General features: G+C 54.8%; 21 protein-coding genes. 8 read left to right on the forward strand and 13 right to left on the reverse strand.

Going from position 1 to position 18,403, the window contains the following annotated elements:
• Positions 1-9: 9 nt before the first annotated feature.
• The 4 genes from C0560_RS02200 to aspA all read right to left on the reverse strand — a co-directional run bounded on the left by C0560_RS02200 (position 10) and on the right by aspA (position 4,962).
• On the reverse strand, positions 10-1,698 hold the full coding sequence (locus C0560_RS02200; RefSeq protein ID WP_248859530.1) for a protein-disulfide reductase DsbD: 1,689 nt from the start codon (positions 1,696-1,698) through the stop codon (positions 10-12).
• Positions 1,674-1,997 carry a divalent cation tolerance protein CutA gene (cutA, locus tag C0560_RS02205; RefSeq protein ID WP_100777923.1) on the reverse strand — a complete coding sequence of 108 codons (324 nt, stop codon included), beginning with the start codon at positions 1,995-1,997 and terminating at the stop codon, positions 1,674-1,676. The genes C0560_RS02200 and cutA overlap by 25 nt, the downstream gene beginning before the upstream one ends.
• A gap of 111 nt (positions 1,998-2,108) precedes the next feature.
• Positions 2,109-3,410, reverse strand: a complete 1,302-nt coding sequence (locus C0560_RS02210; RefSeq protein ID WP_123429633.1) for an anaerobic C4-dicarboxylate transporter — start codon at positions 3,408-3,410, stop codon at positions 2,109-2,111.
• Between the two features lie 115 nt (positions 3,411-3,525).
• Positions 3,526-4,962: an aspartate ammonia-lyase gene (gene aspA, locus C0560_RS02215; protein ID WP_100777921.1), complete on the reverse strand. Its 1,437-nt coding sequence runs from the start codon at positions 4,960-4,962 to the stop codon at positions 3,526-3,528.
• Positions 4,963-5,296: 334 nt separating this feature from the next.
• On the opposite strand from aspA, the gene C0560_RS02220 reads away from it, so the two are divergent.
• On the forward strand, positions 5,297-5,767 hold the full coding sequence (locus tag C0560_RS02220; RefSeq protein WP_100777919.1) for an FxsA family protein: 471 nt from the start codon (positions 5,297-5,299) through the stop codon (positions 5,765-5,767).
• 75 nt (positions 5,768-5,842) lie between these two features.
• Here the strand turns inward: C0560_RS02220 and yjeH are convergent, their stop codons facing one another.
• Positions 5,843-7,081 carry an L-methionine/branched-chain amino acid transporter gene (gene yjeH, locus C0560_RS02225; RefSeq protein ID WP_181827204.1) on the reverse strand — a complete coding sequence of 413 codons (1,239 nt, stop codon included), beginning with the start codon at positions 7,079-7,081 and terminating at the stop codon, positions 5,843-5,845.
• 178 nt (positions 7,082-7,259) lie between these two features.
• On the opposite strand from yjeH, the gene C0560_RS02230 reads away from it, so the two are divergent.
• The 3 genes from C0560_RS02230 to C0560_RS02240 all read left to right on the forward strand — a co-directional run bounded on the left by C0560_RS02230 (position 7,260) and on the right by C0560_RS02240 (position 9,761).
• Entirely contained in the window at positions 7,260-7,553 is a 294-nt protein-coding gene (locus C0560_RS02230) for a co-chaperone GroES (protein ID WP_003855929.1), read from the forward strand.
• A gap of 40 nt (positions 7,554-7,593) precedes the next feature.
• Positions 7,594-9,237, forward strand: coding sequence for a chaperonin GroEL (groL, locus tag C0560_RS02235; protein WP_248859531.1), 1,644 nt, complete (start codon positions 7,594-7,596; stop codon positions 9,235-9,237).
• A 170-nt stretch (positions 9,238-9,407) separates the two neighbouring features.
• Positions 9,408-9,761 (forward strand): DUF4156 domain-containing protein, encoded by a 354-nt coding sequence (locus C0560_RS02240; RefSeq protein ID WP_100777916.1) that lies wholly within the window; start codon positions 9,408-9,410, stop codon positions 9,759-9,761.
• 112 nt (positions 9,762-9,873) lie between these two features.
• On the opposite strand, the gene epmB is transcribed toward C0560_RS02240, so the two are convergent.
• Positions 9,874-10,902 carry an EF-P beta-lysylation protein EpmB gene (gene epmB / locus C0560_RS02245; RefSeq protein WP_248859533.1) on the reverse strand — a complete coding sequence of 343 codons (1,029 nt, stop codon included), beginning with the start codon at positions 10,900-10,902 and terminating at the stop codon, positions 9,874-9,876.
• Positions 10,903-10,943: 41 nt separating this feature from the next.
• Between epmB and efp the strand changes: the two genes are divergently transcribed.
• The 3 genes from efp (at position 10,944) to ecnB (ending at position 11,957) form a co-directional block, all read left to right on the forward strand.
• Complete coding sequence (gene efp, locus C0560_RS02250) at positions 10,944-11,510, forward strand: elongation factor P (RefSeq protein ID WP_095280459.1); 567 nt, start codon at positions 10,944-10,946, stop codon at positions 11,508-11,510.
• A 58-nt stretch (positions 11,511-11,568) separates the two neighbouring features.
• Positions 11,569-11,700, forward strand: a complete 132-nt coding sequence (locus C0560_RS02255) for an entericidin A/B family lipoprotein (protein WP_100777914.1) — start codon at positions 11,569-11,571, stop codon at positions 11,698-11,700.
• A gap of 110 nt (positions 11,701-11,810) precedes the next feature.
• Complete coding sequence (gene ecnB / locus C0560_RS02260; protein ID WP_100777913.1) at positions 11,811-11,957, forward strand: lipoprotein toxin entericidin B; 147 nt, start codon at positions 11,811-11,813, stop codon at positions 11,955-11,957.
• A gap of 40 nt (positions 11,958-11,997) precedes the next feature.
• Here the strand turns inward: ecnB and C0560_RS02265 are convergent, their stop codons facing one another.
• Entirely contained in the window at positions 11,998-12,597 is a 600-nt protein-coding gene (locus C0560_RS02265) for a LuxR C-terminal-related transcriptional regulator (RefSeq protein ID WP_100780775.1), read from the reverse strand.
• Between the two features lie 263 nt (positions 12,598-12,860).
• Here C0560_RS02265 and sugE point away from each other — a divergent pair, with 263 nt between their 5' ends.
• Positions 12,861-13,178 (forward strand): quaternary ammonium compound efflux SMR transporter SugE, encoded by a 318-nt coding sequence (sugE, locus tag C0560_RS02270; RefSeq protein ID WP_100777912.1) that lies wholly within the window; start codon positions 12,861-12,863, stop codon positions 13,176-13,178.
• Here the strand turns inward: sugE and C0560_RS02275 are convergent.
• From C0560_RS02275 to frdA, 6 genes are all read right to left on the reverse strand, one after another.
• Positions 13,175-13,705 (reverse strand): lipocalin family protein, encoded by a 531-nt coding sequence (locus C0560_RS02275; protein WP_100777911.1) that lies wholly within the window; start codon positions 13,703-13,705, stop codon positions 13,175-13,177. The two genes, sugE and C0560_RS02275, sit on opposite strands and share 4 nt — an antisense overlap.
• A gap of 64 nt (positions 13,706-13,769) precedes the next feature.
• Positions 13,770-14,912, reverse strand: a complete 1,143-nt coding sequence (gene ampC / locus C0560_RS02280) for a CMY2/MIR/ACT/EC family class C beta-lactamase (RefSeq protein WP_248859535.1) — start codon at positions 14,910-14,912, stop codon at positions 13,770-13,772.
• Positions 14,913-14,971: 59 nt separating this feature from the next.
• The gene (gene frdD / locus C0560_RS02285) at positions 14,972-15,331 is read right to left on the reverse strand and encodes a fumarate reductase subunit FrdD (protein ID WP_102104428.1); all 360 of its coding nucleotides are present in this window, start codon (positions 15,329-15,331) and stop codon (positions 14,972-14,974) included.
• Between the two features lie 10 nt (positions 15,332-15,341).
• The gene (frdC, locus tag C0560_RS02290; protein WP_100777909.1) at positions 15,342-15,737 is read right to left on the reverse strand and encodes a fumarate reductase subunit FrdC; all 396 of its coding nucleotides are present in this window, start codon (positions 15,735-15,737) and stop codon (positions 15,342-15,344) included.
• Between the two features lie 10 nt (positions 15,738-15,747).
• Positions 15,748-16,482 carry a succinate dehydrogenase/fumarate reductase iron-sulfur subunit gene (locus C0560_RS02295; protein ID WP_095280467.1) on the reverse strand — a complete coding sequence of 245 codons (735 nt, stop codon included), beginning with the start codon at positions 16,480-16,482 and terminating at the stop codon, positions 15,748-15,750.
• Positions 16,475-18,265 (reverse strand): fumarate reductase (quinol) flavoprotein subunit, encoded by a 1,791-nt coding sequence (frdA, locus tag C0560_RS02300; protein WP_248859536.1) that lies wholly within the window; start codon positions 18,263-18,265, stop codon positions 16,475-16,477. The genes C0560_RS02295 and frdA overlap by 8 nt, the downstream gene beginning before the upstream one ends.
• Positions 18,266-18,403 lie beyond the last annotated feature (138 nt).

The following is an 18,403-nucleotide window of genomic DNA, read 5'->3' on the forward strand; positions in this document are numbered from 1 at the left end:
CAGTGTCGTTTACGGTTGGCGATCGCGCAAATGCGCGCTGAACGCTGCGGCATCCATAAATCCCGTCACGCGCCCGGCAGGCTGCTCTTCTCCTTGCTCATTAAAGAACAAAATAGTCGGCAGGCCGAGCACGTTGAGCTGTTTTAACAGAGCCTTGTCCTGCGCGTTATTGGCCGTCACATTGGCCTGCAGCAGAACGGTATTTTTCAGCGCGTTTTGCACCTGCGGATCGCTAAAGGTGTATTTTTCAAACTCTTTACAGGCCACGCACCAGTCGGCGTAGAGATCGAGCATCACGGGTTTGCCTTTGGCCTGCGCCAGGGCGGTGTTCAGCTCATCAACGTTACTAATTTGAGTAAAGCTAAGATGCGCCTGGGTTTGTACGCCTGGGGAACCAAACGCCCAGTCCTGAAGGGGACGCACGCTCACCAGCGCGGCGGCCAGCAGGATAATTTGCACGATCCGCATCCACGGCTTCTGCGCGTGCAGGCTGGTAATAAACGCCCAGCTGAAGAATGCCACACCCAGAAGCGCCCACAGGCGCACTCCCCAGACGTCGCCAATCACACGTTCGAGCAGGAATACCGGCAGGGCCAGAATCACAAAGCCGAACGCCGTTTTCACGGTTTCCATCCACGGACCGCTTTTCGGCAACAGACGGTTGCCAAAGACGGTGACCAGAATCAGCGGCAGCCCCATGCCCAGTGCATAAAGATAGAGCGTCCCGCCACCGAACCACATGTTCCCGCTCTGAGCGATGTAGAGCAGAATTGCGCTAAGCGGCGCGGTAGTGCAGGGGGAGCAGATCAGCCCGGCAATGGCGCCCATTGCAAAGACGCCGCCAGCAGAACCGCCCTGCTGACGGTTGCTCATCAGTGTCAGGCGTGTTTGTAGTGACGACGGCAGCTGCAAGGTGAATAACCCAAACATCGACAGTGCAAGCAGGGTAAAGACCACCGACAGCCCGATGAGCACATAGGGGTGCTGGAGCGCCGCCTGGAACTGAAGCCCTGCTGCGGCCACGATCAGGCCAAGGGCGGTGTATGTCAGCGCCATCCCCTGAACATAGATAAAGGCCAGCAGCAGCGCACGGGCGGTGGATAAACGCTGTTTGCCGCCGAGGACGATGCCGGAAATCAGGGGATACATCGGCAGGACACAGGGCGTGAAGGCGATACCAATACCGATCAATAGCGCCCACAGCGCGGAGAAGGGCAGCTTAGCACTCGTATCATCCGTTTCCTCTGCGGGAGCTGAAGGTGCAGGGGACGCCTGCACTTCGCTCAGCGGTACCACTTTGGTCTCTGGCGGATAGCAGAAACCTGCGTCGGCGCAGCCCTGGTATGTCACCGTCAGCGTGGCCCCTGAACTGGCCTGATTTACCGTGACCGGCACTGTCAGCCGATGGCGATAGATTTCGCTTTTGCCGTAGAACTCATCTTCGTGCCATTCGCCTGCGGGCAGCTGCGGCTCGCCAACGGTCGCGCGATCGGGGGTAATGCTCACCTGCTTGCGGTAGAGGTAATAGCCCTCTTTGACCTGCCAGGTCAGATTGAGATCGTGCTGGTCCTGCTGGAAGTCGAAGACAAACGCCTGGTCGGCGGGAATAAAATTAGAGCGGCCGGGCGCGTCGAACAACCCGGCAAAAACTGATGTGCTGCACAGCAGCAGGATCAGCGTAAGGAAGCGTTGAGCCATGAGAGATAATCGTTATCGCCGTGAACCACTGGCAGCACCAGCAGTTCTGGGGTCTGGTATGGATGATGAGACTTGAGGCAGTCGAGAAGCGCTTGCTGATGCGAGACGTTGGTTTTCAGCAGCATCTGCACTTCGTACTCCTGTTCCAGCTTGCCTTCCCAGTAGTACATCGAGGTAGCGCCGGGCAGGATCGTGACACAGGCAGCGAGCTGTTCTGCCAGCACTTTGGCGGCAAGCTCCTGGGCAGTGGCTTCATCGGGGGCGGTACACAGTACAACGACAGCGTCAGGTGTATTCACTACTCGACCTCCTCATCGCGAAAAAATCACTATATCACGCTGAGCCTGAGGGCATTAATGAATCGGGCCGCTGAGCGGCCCGACTTTAACTATTTTTACAACACCGAAAGCTTAAAGAATCACGCTACCGATCAGAAAACCGAAGCACACGGCAAACACCACGCCCATCGTGCCCGGAATAAAGAACGGATGGTTAAAGACGAAACGTCCGATGCGCGTCGTCCCGGTATCGTCCATCTGCACGGCCGCGACCAGCGTCGGATAGGTTGGCAGAATAAACAGGCCAGAAACGGCAGCGAAAGAGGCCACAGCGGTCAGTGGAGACACGTTCAGTGCCAGCGCCATCGGCATCAGCGCTTTCGCCGTCGCAGCCTGAGAATACAGCAGCGCGGAAGCCACAAAGAAAATTACCGCCAGCAGCCACGGATGGCCCTGAATTACGGTACCTGCGGTCTCTTTAATCCAGTCGATATTGTGGGAAACGAAGGTATCACCCAGCCACGCCACGCCGAGGATACAGATACAGGCGCTCATCCCGGCTTTGAAGGTGCTGGAGCTGAGAATGCTGTCCGTTTCCACGCCGCACAGCACGGTGGTCAGGGTCGCGACGCTCAGCATAATAATAAGGATCGCGTTGGTGGTATTCATCAGCGGTGTTGCCACCAGGCCGAGGCTTGGGCTGTTGACGATGGCATAAATCACCACGCAGACCACGCCCAGCAGGAACAGCAGCACCGACAGTTTCGCGCGCGGTTTGATCTCAACTTTATTTTCACCGCGCAGTTCGATCAGACCTTCTTCCAGACGTTTCAGGTACACCGGATCGTCAGAAAGTTTGGAGTTAAACAGCATAGTGACCAGGAACGACATCAGCAGCACAGCCAGCAGCGTCGACGGGATCACCACGGAGAGCAGATGAATATAGCTAACGCCATGGCCTTCCATTACTGATGACATATACACCACCGCGGCAGAAATCGGCGAGGCGGTAATCGCAATCTGCGCGGACACCACAGCAGTCGACAGCGGGCGGCACGGCTTAATGCCTTGCTCTTTCGCCACTTCGGCAATAACCGGCAGCGTTGCCAGAGAGATGTTGCCGGTACCGGCAAAAATCGTCAGGAAGTAGGTCACGACCGGCGCGAGAATGGTGATGTATTTCGGGTTTTTGCGCAGCAGTTTTTCCGTTTGATTAACCAGATAATCCAGACCACCCGCAATCTGCATGGCCGAGATGGCTGCAATCACCGCCATGATGATGGAGATAACGTCAAACGGGATTTTCCCCGGTGCGACACCAATGGCTGCCAGAACCAGCACGCCCAATCCCCCGGCATAGCCGATACCAATCCCCCCTAGCCTGGCGCCGAGGAAAATCGCCGCTAAAACGATAATCAGCTCAATGACAATCATAATCGCTTCCTTGAATGTTAGTTGTTGGATACGTAAATGTTATTTTTGTGATGTCCTATAAAAGCAAAAAGGCACGTCACAAGTGACGTGCCTTTCGGAAGTTTAACCCGAACTGTTATTGTTCGCTTTCATCGGTATAACGCTTCGCTTTGTAGGCTGGGTGCATCAGGTTCTGCGCCGAGAAGATATCATCCAGCTCAGCCTCTGTCAGCAGTCCACGCTCAAGGACGACTTCGCGCACGCTCTTACCGGTTTCGGCACAAATCTTCCCGACGATGTCACCGTTATGGTGGCCGATGAACGGGTTCAGGTAAGTGACGATACCGATGGAGTTATAGACGAAGCTTTCGCACACGGCTTTGTTCGCCGTGATGCCGTTAATGCATTTTTCCAGCAGGTTGTAGCAGGCATTGGTCAGAATGTGGATGGATTCAAACATCGCCTGGCCAATCACTGGCTCCATGACGTTCAACTGCAGCTGACCCGCTTCGGAGGCCATGGTCACGGTAATGTCGTTGCCGATGACTTTGAAGCACACCTGGTTAACCACTTCTGGCACCACCGGGTTCACTTTAGCTGGCATGATGGACGAACCGGCCTGCAGTTCTGGCAGGTTGATTTCGTTCAGGCCAGCGCGTGGACCGGAGGAGAGCAGGCGCAGGTCGTTACAGATTTTGGAGAGTTTCACTGCCAGACGTTTCAGCGCACTGTGCACCATCACGTAGGCACCGCAGTCGGAGGTCGCTTCGATCAGGTCTTCCGCCGGAACAACCGCCAGATTGGAGACTTCCGCCAGTTTCTGCACTGCCAGCTGTTGATAGCCGTCCGGGGTATTCAGACGCGTACCGATGGCGGTGGCGCCAAGGTTCACTTCCAGCAGCAGCTCAGAGGTGCGCAGGATGTTGCGGGTCTCTTCATTCAGCAGCACGTTAAAGGCATGGAATTCCTGGCCGAGGGTCATCGGCACGGCATCCTGCAGCTGGGTACGGCCCATTTTCAGAATGTCCTGGAACTCAACGGCTTTACGCTGGAAGCCATCACCCAGCTGGTTAATCGCGTCGATCAGTTTCACCACAGAGGCGTACACGGCGATACGGAAACCGGTCGGGTAGGCGTCGTTGGTAGACTGGCACTTGTTAACGTGGTCGTTTGGATTGAGGTACTGGTACTCACCTTTCTGGTGGCCCATCAGTTCAAGGCCGATGTTAGCCAGCACCTCGTTGGTATTCATGTTGACGGAGGTCCCCGCACCGCCCTGATAGACATCAACCGGGAACTGATCCATGCATTTGCCGTTGTTCAGCACTTCATCGCAGGCGGCGATGATGGCATTTGCAGCGCTTTTCGGAATGGTTTGCAGCTCTTTGTTTGCCAGTGCTGCGGCTTTTTTCACCATCACCATGCCACGTACAAATTCAGGGATGTCGCTGATTTTGTTGTTGCTAATGTAAAAGTTTTCAATCGCTCTCAGAGTGTGAATACCGTAGTAGGCATCCGCTGGAACTTCCCTGGTACCCAACAAATCTTCTTCGATACGAATGTTGTTTAACATGTGAACCTTCTTTTAAAGCGGCCGATGGATTGTACTAAACACACAGTAGATATGTGGTTTTCAATATTTGCTGACCGACGATTATTCCCTCAATCAGCCAGATACTCGAGATCATATGCTGATGATAGCGAATTGCCGTAATCTGGATCACTTATTATCGCCCTCATCTCATGATAATTATTAATCTGTGAAATGAATCACCGCTTGAATATTTCCAGAAAAAATATCCGTGCAAACCGATTGAAATTTGGCTATCCGTCTCCATCTCAGAAAGACGCGACTCGCAAACACATACAGACAGAGGCCAGAGGCGTCTGCCACACAGGAGAAACCAGTGCGCTGGATACCTTTTATTGCCATTTTTCTCTATGTTTACATCGAGATTTCTATTTTTATCCAGGTCGCCCACGTGCTGGGTGTCCTGCTGACGCTGATCCTGGTCATCTTCACATCCGTAATTGGGATGTCGCTGGTGCGCAATCAGGGTTTCAAAAATTTCCTGTTAATGCAGCAGAAGATGGCGGCGGGGGAAAGCCCGGCAGCCGAGATGATCAAAAGCGTGTCCCTGATTCTTGCGGGCCTGCTGCTGATTCTGCCGGGGTTCTTCACCGATTTCCTTGGCCTGTTACTGCTGTTGCCACCGGTGCAAAAACTTCTGACCATGAGACTGCTACCGCATCTGCGTTTTAACCGCATGCCTGGCGGCGGTTTCAGCACTGGGCCGGGAAATGGAGAGACCTTTGACGGGGAGTTTCAGCGCAAGGACGATCAGCGCGACCGCCTCGATCATAAAGACGACCGCTGACAGGTGTGCCCGGTGGCGCTTCGCTTACCGGGCCTAATCTCTTGCAGGCCGGAAAAGCGCAGCGCTATCCGGCGTTTAAAGCACGCTTCGTTTCGGCAAGAACATCCACAGCCCCGCCAGCATCACCAAAGCGTACAAACTCTTCCAGCCAACCATCACCAGCAGCAGCAAACACAACACGCCGCCAACTACCGCCAGCACTTTAAATCGTCCTTTCAGCAACCGGCATCCTGCCAGCATGCACAGCAGATAAATGATGATGAAAATGCCGTTCGCATAGACGATCAGCGCATCGAGATTGATATTCAGCCCATAAATACACAGGGTGCTCAGCACGCAACAGCCCAGCACCGCGTTTAGCGCGTTCAGGGGTAACTGGCGCTTTGACAGGCGCGAGAGGCGGCTGTCCGGCTTATACTGCGCCTGGGACCACACCAGACGGGCGAAGCTCTGAATATAAATATTCAGGCTGGCAAAGCAGGCGAGATAACCAATCACGCAGGCAATCCACAGGGCTTTGACGCCAAAGAGTTGCACCACAATCCCTGGTAGCGAAGCGGCTGCGGCCATGTCGGCGCTATACGCATTGAAATGCAGCACCAGCACTGTACAGGCCCAGTAAACGGTGCCCGCCAGCAGCAGGCCAATCATCAGCGCGCGCGGGAAATCTCTCTCCGGCTGTTTAAACTCTGACGCCAGATGCGCAAACGCCTCCAGCCCGACAAAGCACCAGAACATCACCGCAAGCGCGGCGAAAAGTTGTGTGTGCTCGACATCAGCGATCGCCGGGAACGGAATCGCGCTCACCTGGATATCGCCCGCCCACCAGATCGCCGCAATCAACGCGACAATCAGCACGGCGACCAACGTTTGCAGATTGGCGCTGGAACTGGCGCCGCGAGATCCGACCCACCAGACGATCGCCAGCGTGCCCAGCTCCGCCAGCAGCAGCTGTTCGTCATGCCAGCCAAACAGCGCCTGACCAAAACCGGTGGCGATGTGCAGGGCAGCAGGAAGCCCTACAGGGATGACCGACAGGAAAAGCCAGCCGGTGACGCGCTCCAGCCGTGGGCCAAACGCCATGCCGACAAAATGCGCCACGCCACCGGCGCTGGGGAAATGGCGGCCGAGCGTCGCAAAGACAATCGCAATCGGAAAAACCAGCACGATCAGCACCGGCCACGCCCACAGACTGTTATTTCCTGCCACCAGAGCCGCCAGTGCGGGCACGGCAAAAACGCCGGTACCTAACAAGGAGGTGGAGAGCAAACCAACGCCCTGCGCCAGCCCCAGCTCCTGTTTGAGTCCACTCATTCACTTCGTCCTGCCACCATCAAAAGAGAGGCGATGGTAACACTTTCACAAATTTTTTTTCGACTGCCCCTTGAAGGGGCAAAATCCGACCCCCATCTCTCAGGGCACCAGTCGGTAAACCTTTTACGGCCCGGCGTCTTCCATAACTGATAATGACTTTCTCGAAGGAGAGCTATCAATGAGTATTCGTCCGTTACATGATCGTGTGATCGTCAAGCGTAAAGAAGTTGAAACCAAATCTGCAGGCGGCATCGTACTGACCGGTTCTGCAGCAGCCAAATCAACTCGTGGCGAAATCATCGCTGTCGGTAAGGGCCGCATCCTGGAAAACGGTACAGTGCAACCGCTGGACGTTAAAGTTGGCGACATCGTGATTTTCAACGATGGCTACGGCGTGAAATCCGAGAAGATCGACAATGAAGAAGTGTTGATCATGTCCGAAAGCGACATCCTGGCAATTGTTGAAGCGTAATCCGCGAAACGATACTGAACGAATTTGAGGAAATAAGAACATGGCAGCTAAAGACGTAAAATTCGGTAACGACGCTCGTGTGAAAATGCTGCGCGGCGTAAACGTACTGGCAGATGCAGTTAAAGTGACCCTGGGCCCGAAAGGCCGTAACGTAGTGCTGGATAAATCCTTCGGCGCACCAACCATCACTAAAGATGGCGTTTCCGTTGCACGTGAAATCGAACTGGAAGACAAATTCGAAAACATGGGCGCGCAGATGGTGAAAGAAGTTGCCTCTAAAGCGAACGACGCTGCAGGCGACGGTACCACCACCGCGACCGTGCTGGCTCAGGCGATCATCGCTGAAGGCCTGAAAGCTGTTGCTGCGGGCATGAACCCAATGGACCTGAAGCGCGGTATCGACAAAGCGGTTATCGCCGCTGTTGAAGAGCTGAAAGCCCTGTCCGTACCATGCTCCGACTCTAAAGCGATTGCGCAGGTGGGTACTATCTCCGCTAACTCCGACGAAACCGTAGGTAAACTGATCGCTGAAGCGATGGACAAAGTCGGTAAAGAAGGCGTGATCACCGTTGAAGACGGTACCGGTCTGGAAGACGAACTGGACGTAGTAGAAGGTATGCAGTTCGACCGCGGCTACCTGTCCCCATACTTCATCAACAAGCCAGAAACCGGCGCTGTTGAACTCGAAAGCCCATTCATCCTGCTGGCTGACAAAAAAATCTCCAACATCCGTGAAATGCTGCCAGTACTGGAAGCCGTTGCTAAAGCCGGTAAACCACTGGTTATCATCGCTGAAGATGTTGAAGGCGAAGCACTGGCAACGCTTGTGGTTAACACCATGCGCGGCATCGTGAAAGTCGCTGCGGTTAAAGCACCTGGCTTCGGCGATCGTCGTAAAGCAATGCTGCAGGACATCGCAACGCTGACCGGCGCTACCGTGATTTCTGAAGAAATCGGTATGGAACTGGAAAAAGCGACTCTGGAAGACCTGGGTCAGGCGAAACGCGTTGTGATCAACAAAGACACCACCACCATCATCGATGGCGTGGGTGACGAAGGCGCAATCCAGGGCCGTGTTACTCAGATCCGTAAGCAGATCGAAGAAGCGACCTCTGACTACGACCGTGAAAAACTGCAGGAGCGCGTAGCGAAACTGGCAGGCGGCGTTGCAGTGATCAAAGTCGGTGCTGCTACCGAAGTTGAAATGAAAGAGAAGAAAGCGCGCGTTGATGACGCCCTGCACGCAACCCGTGCTGCGGTAGAAGAAGGCGTAGTTGCGGGTGGTGGTGTTGCGCTGGTTCGCGTTGCCGCTAAACTGGCTGGCCTGACTGCTCAGAACGAAGATCAGAACGTGGGTATCAAAGTTGCGCTGCGCGCAATGGAAGCTCCACTGCGTCAGATCGTGTCCAACGCCGGTGAAGAGCCGTCTGTTGTGGCGAACAACGTGAAAGCAGGCGAAGGTAACTACGGTTACAACGCAGCAACTGAAGAATACGGCAACATGATCGACTTCGGTATCCTGGACCCAACTAAAGTTACCCGTTCTGCTCTGCAGTACGCGGCATCTGTAGCGGGTCTGATGATCACCACCGAATGCATGGTGACCGACCTGCCTAAAGGCGATGCTCCTGACTTAGGCGCAGGCGGCATGGGCGGTATGGGTGGAATGGGCGGCATGATGTAATTGCCCTACGCCCGGCATCATTCTGTAACCAGAATGCGTTGGGCGTAACCCTCCCGGAATTGAAAAACCCCCAGGCAGAAATGTCTGGGGGTTTTTCTTTTGTTCATCTTTTTAGTATAAGGTTTACACACGGACAACTCTTGTCCAGCTTATTGCAAACGGGGAATAACATGCGCGTTAAAGTCTGTGCAGGGATCGTAGGGGCAGCGTTGCTGCTGGCAGGTTGTAGCTCCAGTAATGAGCTCTCCTCGGCGGGTCAGGGCGTTCGCTTTGTGGAAGATAAGCCGGGCAGCGAGTGCCAGCTGTTAGGTTCGGCAACCGGTGAGCAGAGTAACTGGATGTCGGGTCAGCACGGTGACGAAGGCGGTTCAATGCGTGGTGCCGCGAATGCGCTGCGTAACCAGGCGGCGGCAATGGGTGGCAACGTCATTTACGGTGTGAGCAGCCCGTCACAAGGCATTCTGTCGAGCTTTGTCCCGACGGCTAGCTCCATGAACGGCCAGGTCTATAAGTGCCCGAACTGAGTCACGTGCGGGCTGATGCCCTCACCTGAATCCTCTGTTTATCGCAGAGGCTACAAACAAAAAAACGGCAACACCGGTTGCCGTTTTGTTTTGACCCTACACCATCCGCTTTTTACAACTGACGTAGCTGCAAATCCAGCGGCGTTTTGCTCGGCTCACCACCAATTTCTCGCGCCAGTTTCGGCACCATATAGCCTGATACCAGCGTCAGCAGCTCCCGCATAATCTGCCGGGCTTCCTCATCGCTCACCATGAAATGCGCCGCACCCTGAACGCGGTCCAGCACATGCAGGTAATAAGGCATAACCGACGCATCAAACAGCGCATTGCTCAGATCGGCGAGCGCACGTGCGTTATCATTCACGCCGCGCAACAGCACGCTCTGGTTTAACAAGGTCACGCCAGCCTGGCGCAGACGAACCATCGCCGAACGAAAAGTGTCGTCGATCTCGTTGGCGTGGTTAATGTGATTCACCAGCAGGATTTGCAGTCGCGACTGTTCGAAGCGCGAAACCAGGGTATCTGTGATGCGCGCGGGGATCACAATCGGCAGACGACTGTGAATGCGTAACCGTTTGATGTGCGGGATCGCTTCGAGTTGCGTGAGCAGCCAGTCCAGCTCGTGATCCTTCGCCATCAGCGGATCGCCACCGGAAAAGATGATCTCATCCAGCTCCGGATGGGCGGCAATATAGTCCAGTGCCACCTGCCAGTTGCGTTTATTGCCTTGATTTTCGGCATACGGGAAGTGGCGACGGAAGCAATAGCGACAATTTACCGCACAGCCACCTTTCACCAGCAGCAGCGCGCGGTTGAGGTATTTATGCAGCAGGCCCGGCACCACGCTGTTCTGTTCTTCCAGCGGATCGGTGCTATAGCCCGGTGCTGTCACGAACTCATCCTGCGAGGTAAGTACCTGTTTAAGCAGCGGATCATCGGGATTGCCTTTCTCCATACGCGCGACAAACGCACGCGGCACGCGCAGGGCAAAGAGGCGTTTTGCTTCACGACCGGCGAGCAAATTTTCATCCGTGTCTATATTCAATAGACGCAGCAGTTCATCAGGACTGGTGATTACATCGGCAAGTTGCGATAACCAATCTTCTCTGGACGGGGTATTTAGGGTTACAATATGCGCCATTTTGTGGCTTAGCTACCAGTTAACAATTTTCAGAGGGCCTTATGGCGACTTACTATAGCAACGATTTTCGTGCTGGTCTTAAAATCATGATGGACGGCGAACCGTATGCGGTTGAAGCCAGCGAATTCGTTAAACCAGGTAAAGGCCAGGCATTTGCGCGCGTTAAGCTGCGTCGCCTGCTGACCGGTACCCGTGTTGAGAAAACCTTCAAATCCACCGACTCCGCTGAAGGCGCTGACGTGGTCGATATGAACCTGACCTTCCTGTACAACGACGGCGAGTTCTATCACTTCATGAACAACGAAACTTTCGAGCAGTTGGCTGCTGACGAGAAAGCCGTTGGTGACAATGCGAAATGGCTGCTGGATCAGGCTGAATGTATCGTGACCCTGTGGAACGGTCAGCCTATCAGCGTGACTCCGCCTAACTTCGTTGAGCTGGAAATCATTGAAACCGATCCAGGCCTGAAAGGTGATACCGCAGGGACTGGCGGCAAGCCAGCAACGCTGTCCACTGGCGCAGTGGTTAAAGTTCCACTGTTCGTTCAGATTGGCGAAGTGATCAAAGTGGATACTCGCTCTGGCGAATACGTATCCCGCGTGAAGTAATTCATGTAAATGATTGAGGCGCAGCGTCTGCTGCGCCTGATTGATTCAGGCAGGGATGATGAAACGTACCGTTAAAATTCTGCTGATGCTGGTGCTCTCCAGCGCGATCCTTTCCGGGTGCAACACCGCACGTGGTGTCGGCGAGGATATTAAAGATCTGGGCCATGTTATTTCCCACGCGGCCAGCTAATCACTTCTAAAACTCCGAAAAAATACGTCCTTTTCCGTCGACCGGCGGGATTTTGTCTATCCTTAAGTGGCTATACACAAATAACATTGGCTATAAAAGGAAGATATATTATGGTTAAGAAAACAATTGCAGCGATCTTTTCTGTACTGGTGCTTTCCTCAGTATTAACCGCATGCAACACCACGCGTGGCGTGGGTGAAGATATCCAAAGCGGCGGTAACGCTATTTCTGGTGCAGCAACAAAAGCACAGAATTAATAGCGGTGTTAACGGACGGTACGGAACTGCCACCGTACCGTCAGCTTGCAACGTCCTGAAGTGTCAAAAACGGTGAAAACCGCGTATCCATATGCAGCTTCATACGGATGTTCCGTTTGTAGGTGTAGACCGTCTTACTGTTAATACTCAGCTTACCGGCAATTTTCTGATTGCTCGCGCCTTCCATCCACAGTGCTAATACTTTCTCTTCCTGGCGGGTCAGGAGCGGCGTCGCAATTTGCGGTATCTCATAGCTGGCACAGGAACTCAGGGCGTCATTAATCACCGTCGCCAGCGTGTAGAGCGGCGTGTTTTTACACAGCGAGGCCCACAGCGGGAACTGTTTTATATATTGCGACATGTCCGTTTTTTCGCTGGATTGCAGCAAAATAAAAGGCCGCGTCTCGCTGGCAATGAGCAGCGAGGAGAGTTGCTGGATATCACCCATATCCTGAGTAAAACTATTTAAGTCAGCAATAATCAGCGTAGGGTTCCATTGCAGGATATGCTCCCGGGCAAGGAACAGGTTGTTAACGCCGGTGACCATAAAAGAGCCGGGGAACAGACCTGAATGATTGAGCCATGCTGCAAACCCTGAGCGGGTGAAGTGACAACGGTCAATCAAGAGAATTTTAAACATGTTTTTTTTCGCATCAGGCAACGGGTTCGGCTTTCTGCCATCAGAAAGCACACCATCATAGGGAAGTCCGATGAGTGATAAATGATGGAACTCCGTTGCATACTGAGGCTATTTCAGGCTTTTACTTACATTCAGCAAACAGATTGAAAAAAAATCACATCTTGCGCAGAATAGGCCTCTCAACTCAGCCTTGCGGGACGACCTGCAAGCGCTTCTCTCACCGGGGACGGCCCCAGACTGTTATTTAAGTTAAGGAGCCTGATATGTCCTGGATAATTCTTTTGATCGCCGGTTTGCTGGAAGTGGTGTGGGCCATTGGCCTGAAATACACCCACGGTTTTACGCGCCTCACGCCCAGCATCATTACCGTCACCGCGATGATTGTCAGTATTGCACTGCTCTCCTGGGCGATGCGCACGCTGCCCGTGGGGACAGCCTATGCCGTGTGGACGGGGATTGGCGCAGTCGGTGCGGCAATTACCGGCATTCTGCTGTTGGGGGAATCCGCGAGTCCGGCGCGTATCGCCAGCCTCGCGTTAATCGTCGCGGGGATTATTGGGCTTAAACTCAGCACCCATTAATGCGGCTGTTCAACCCAGATTAATTTCGACACATCAAACCCTTGTCGGGTCGCGACATCGAGCATTTGCTTTTTCATTTCGTCAGAAATGGTCGGTGTGCGTGAGAGTATCCACAGATAGTCGCGATCCGGCCCGCAGACCAGCGCATGGCGATATTCCCGATCCAGCGCAATCACGTTATACCCGCCGTAGAACGGACCAAAGAACGACACTTTCAGCGCGGCTCTGCTCGGGTCGCCGGTAAAGTAGGCTTTGCCGATCGTCTGCTGCCACATTCCACGCTCTGGATTATATCCCTTATTAATGACCTGAATGCCACCGTCATCCATGGTGCTGTAGGTTGCGGTGACGCGCTGTAGCCCGCGCTCAAAGCGGTGATCGAGGCGGGCGATTTCATACCAGGTACCGAGATAACGCTGTGCATCAAAGTTATTCACTACGGTGACGCCATTCGGCGGGGTAGGGGAACTACAGGCCACAACTAAAAACGCGGCTGTCACCGCGGCGATAACAGGCAAAATGCGCATAGAAGTTTCCTTGCTGTTTTTTTGTTAAGTGTAGATGACAGCAAGGAAAATGCGGGACAAAAGGTTACTGGAGCGCGTCCAGAATACGGAACGCGGCATCTACACGAGCCGGGTTGGGATAGCTTTTATTCGCCAGCATCACGATGCCGAGATCTTTTTCCGGAATAAAGGCCACGTAGCTGCCAAATCCGCCGGTAGATCCGGTTTTATGTACCCATGATGCTTTCACGGCAGGCGCAGGCGGATTAATTTCCACCGCAGTGGCCGGCGCCAGCGCCACTTTATTATCGCTGCCGGCCACCACCGTTTTTGCCTTCACCGGCCAGTTCAGCATTTCCCAGCCTAAGCCCTGATACATCTCACCGATCTGCCAGTAGCGCGATTGAGCAAGCGTAATGCCCTGCTGCAGTTTTTGATCGCTTACGGTTGCCGGATTCATGTTGGCCTGCACCCAACTCGCCATATCCTCAATCGTGGTTTTAACGCCGTAGGCTTCTGCATCCAACTGGCCCGGCGAAACGTGAACTGCTTTGCCGTCGCGATAGCCCCAGGCGTAATGCTGCTGTTCGCTCTCAGGTACGGTCAGCCAGGTGTGATTGAGTTTCAGCGGCTGGAGTACGCGCGTGGTCATGGCCTGTTCAAAGCTCATACCGGAAGGTTTGACCGCAAGCGAACCAAACAGGCCAATGCTGGCGTTCGCGTAAAGACGCTTTTCGCCGGGCGCCCACTGTGGCTGCCAGTCTTGATAGAACTTCAGCAAGGCAGCCCGATCGGTTACTTCATCAGGCACCTGCAACGGCAAACCACCCGCCGTGTAGGTCGCCAGATGAAGCAGGTTAATGTGCTGCCACTGCTTACCCGTCAGCTCAGGCCAGTATTTTGTCACAGGATCGCTCAGGCGAATTTCGCCGCGCGCGATGGCGTCGCCGCCCAGCACACCGGTGAAGGTTTTGCTCACGGAACCCAGTTCAAACAAGGTTTGCTGAGTGACGGGGCGGTTAGCTTCTATATCGGCTTTACCCCAAGTGAAGAAGTGAGGTTTGCCCTGGTAAATCACCGCGACCGCCATCCCTGGGATAGCCTGCTCCTGCATGAGCGGGGCAATGGTGCGGTTAACGATATCGGCCAGCTGTTTGTCTGTCACGGGGGCCGCGAGCGTTGAGAATGACGCGCTGAGCAGTAACGCACAGCAAAGTGATTTTTTCATCTGAGCATCTTCCATAAAAAAGCCCGCCGGAAGGGCGGGCCGGATGAAGACGCACAATATCAAATTGTGACGATAGCAACCAGGGTGACAACCGTCAGAATGGTTGCCAGACCGTAGAACACCCACTTGCCGTTAGGCACGTGGATTTTCAGGTCATGCATGGCGTGGTGGATGCGATGCAGCCCCAGCCAGAGCGGCAGAACAATCATCAGGAAGATAAACACGCGGCCAATAAAGCTGCTGGCGAACGCAAACACGCGGTCGTAGCCCAGCGCATCGCCAGGGAACAGCCCCAGCGGCAGCAAGATTGCTACCAGCAGGATGATGACCGGTGCGACGATGGCGCTCCACATGCCGCCTGCACCGAACAGGCCCCAGAATACCGGCTCGTCAGAGCGTTTTGGATTGGGATTAATCACTCAGGCCTCCTTACCAGAACAGTGCCACAAACAGAACGACCACAGTCACCACTGCAGTCACCGCCCAAAGCCCTTTAATGACAGGCTCCGGTCCCATTTTCTCGCCTTTCACGATGATGTTTGCTGCTTTCGGCGCCAGCTCAAACCAGGTTTTCGTATGCAGCAGCGCGGCGGCGAGCACGATCAGGTTCAGGATCACCACGATCGGGTTTTGCAGGAAGCCCACAAAACTGGCCCAGGTTTCCGGGCCGTGCTTCAGCGCGAAAAGGCCGTACATCAGTTCAAGGCTGAACCAGACCGCGGGAACCGCCGTGCCTTCACGCAGCATATAGAAGCGATAAAACGGCAGTTTCTTCCACCAGGTGGCTGGCATTGGCCGCACGTAGGCTTTGCGTTTAGTCGTCATCATGCACTCCTTAGCGTGGTTTCAGGGTGGCGATAAGAAAGTCTTTCGAGCTTTCCACTTTACCCTGCTGAATAGCGGCGGCCGGGTCGACATGCTTCGGACACACTTCCGAGCAATAGCCCACAAAGGTGCAACTCCACACGCCGTTCTGGCTGTTCAGCTGCGCCATACGTTCTTTCTTCCCGTGGTCGCGGCTGTCTTCGTTATAACGGTGTGCCAGCGTGATGGCGGCCGGGCCGATAAACTCCGGATTCAGGCCAAACTGCGGGCAGGCGGCGTAGCACAGACCGCAGTTGATGCAGCCGGAGAACTGATGGTATTTCGCCATCTGCGCCGGGGTTTGGGTGTTTGGACCCTGATCCGGCGTGCGCGGGTTGCCAATGATGTACGGCTTAATCGCTTCCAGACTTTCGATAAAGTGGGTCATATCGACCACCAGATCGCGTTCAATCGGGAAGTTACCCAGCGCTTCGACCTTCATGCCCTTGGTGTACTCGCGCAGGAAGGTTTTACAGGCCAGTTTCGGCACTTTGTTGACCATCATGCCGCAGGAGCCGCAGATAGCCATGCGGCAGGACCAGCGATAGCTGAGGTCGGGTGCCAGGTTATCTTTGATGTACCCGAGCGCATCCAGCAGGGAGGTCTGCTCATCAAAAGGCACGTCGTAGAACGCGCTATGCGGTGCGGCGTCCACTTCCGGGTTGTAGCGCACCACTTCAATTTTCAACGTCTGCATCTCAGCCATTCGCCTTCTCCTTCTTATCGGCTGCTTCCGCTTCTGCCCCATACACGCGTTTTGCTGGTGGCAGCGTGGTAATTTTCACGTCGCTGTAATCCAGACGAGTGGTACCGTCCGCGTCGCGATAAGCGAGGGTATGCTTGAGGAAATTCACGTCGTCGCGTTCGGTGCAGCCTTCGTCCAGACGCTGATGCGCGCCGCGCGACTCTTTACGCGCCAGGGCCGAGTGCGCCATACATTCGGCAACGTTCAGGCCGTGGCCCAGCTCGATGGTGTAGAGCAGGTCGGTGTTAAACACGCTGGAGGTATCGGTAATGCGCACGCGCTTGAAGCGCTCCTGCAGTTCCGCCAGCTTATCGACGGTTTTCTGCATCAGCTCCGGCGTACGGTAGATGCCGCAGCCTTCTTCCATGGAGAGCCCCATTTCGTCGCGGATTTTCGCCCAGTTTTCCGTCCCTTCCTGGTTAACCAGCGCTTTCAGGCGTTTTTCAACATCCACTACCTGCGCGTCCAGCGCGGCGCTGTTGGCTTCACCGGCAGTAGCAGCACGCTCCATCGCACGCTCACCCGCCATACGACCAAACACCACCAGTTCTGCCAGCGAGTTGGAGCCGAGACGGTTGGCACCGTGCAGGCCGACGGAAGAGCACTCCCCGACGGCAAACAGCCCTTTGATGCGTGTTTCGCACTGCTGATCGGTTTCGATACCGCCCATGGTGTAGTGCGCCGTTGGACGCACTGGAATCGGTTCTTTCACCGGGTCGACGCCAACGTAGGCTTTCGCCAGTTCGCAGATGAACGGCAGACGCTCCAGTAATTTCTTCTCGCCCAGATGGCGCAGGTCGAGATAGACCACATCGCCGCGCGGCGTGGAGATGGTGTTACCTTTGCGCCATTCGTGCCAGAACGCCTGAGAAACTTTGTCGCGCGGACCGAGTTCCATGTATTTGTTTTTCGGCTCTCCGAGCGGTGTTTCCGGGCCCATGCCGTAATCCTGCAGATAGCGATAGCCATCTTTGTTGACCAGAATACCGCCTTCACCACGGCAGCCTTCCGTCATCAGAATGCCAGAACCCGGCAGACCGGTTGGGTGATACTGCACGAACTCCATGTCGCGCAGCGGAATGCCGTGGCTAAGCGCCATGCCCATGCCATCACCGGTGACGATCCCGCCGTTGGTGTTGTAGCGATAGACGCGGCCTGCACCGCCCGTCGCCATCACTACCGCATTGGCGCGAATCTGAATCAGCGTGCCTTCCATCATGTTCATCGCCACCAGACCACGGGCATGACCGTCGTCAACCAGAATGTCGAGGACGAAGTGTTCGTCGAAGCGTTGAATTTGAGGGAACTGAAGGGAGGTCTGGAACAGGGTGTGAAGCATGTGGAAGCCGGTTTTATCGGCGGCAAACCAGGTGCGTTCGATCTTCATCCCGCCGAAGCGGCGCACGTTAACGCTACCATCCGGACGGCGACTCCACGGGCAACCCCAATGCTCCAGCTGGGTCATTTCCGTCGGGCAGTGATGGACAAAGTAGTCAACGACGTCCTGTTCGCAAAGCCAGTCGCCCCCTGCAACCGTGTCGTGGAAATGGTATTCGAAGCTGTCATGATCCTGCGCTACGGCGGCGGACCCTCCTTCTGCGGCAACCGTGTGGCTGCGCATCGGATAGACTTTTGAAATCAGTGCGATTTTAGCGGTTGGATTCGCTTGTGCTGCAGCAATCGCAGCCCGTAATCCTGCGCCGCCAGCACCTATAACGACAAGATCGGCTTGAAAAGTTTGCACGACATTCCTCCAGATTTTTGTTTTTTCGCAACGTGTGACCTGACAGGTTTCACTTGCCGTAAGGGCGGTTGCGAATGCGTTTCCACTGCTCCTTTATGGGTAAAACAGTATAACCGTATGGATGTGGGGGAAATTTGA

Origin of the sequence: Lelliottia sp. AC1 (assembly GCF_023278595.1) — a bacterium.
GTDB lineage: Bacteria > Pseudomonadota > Gammaproteobacteria > Enterobacterales > Enterobacteriaceae > Enterobacter > Enterobacter nimipressuralis.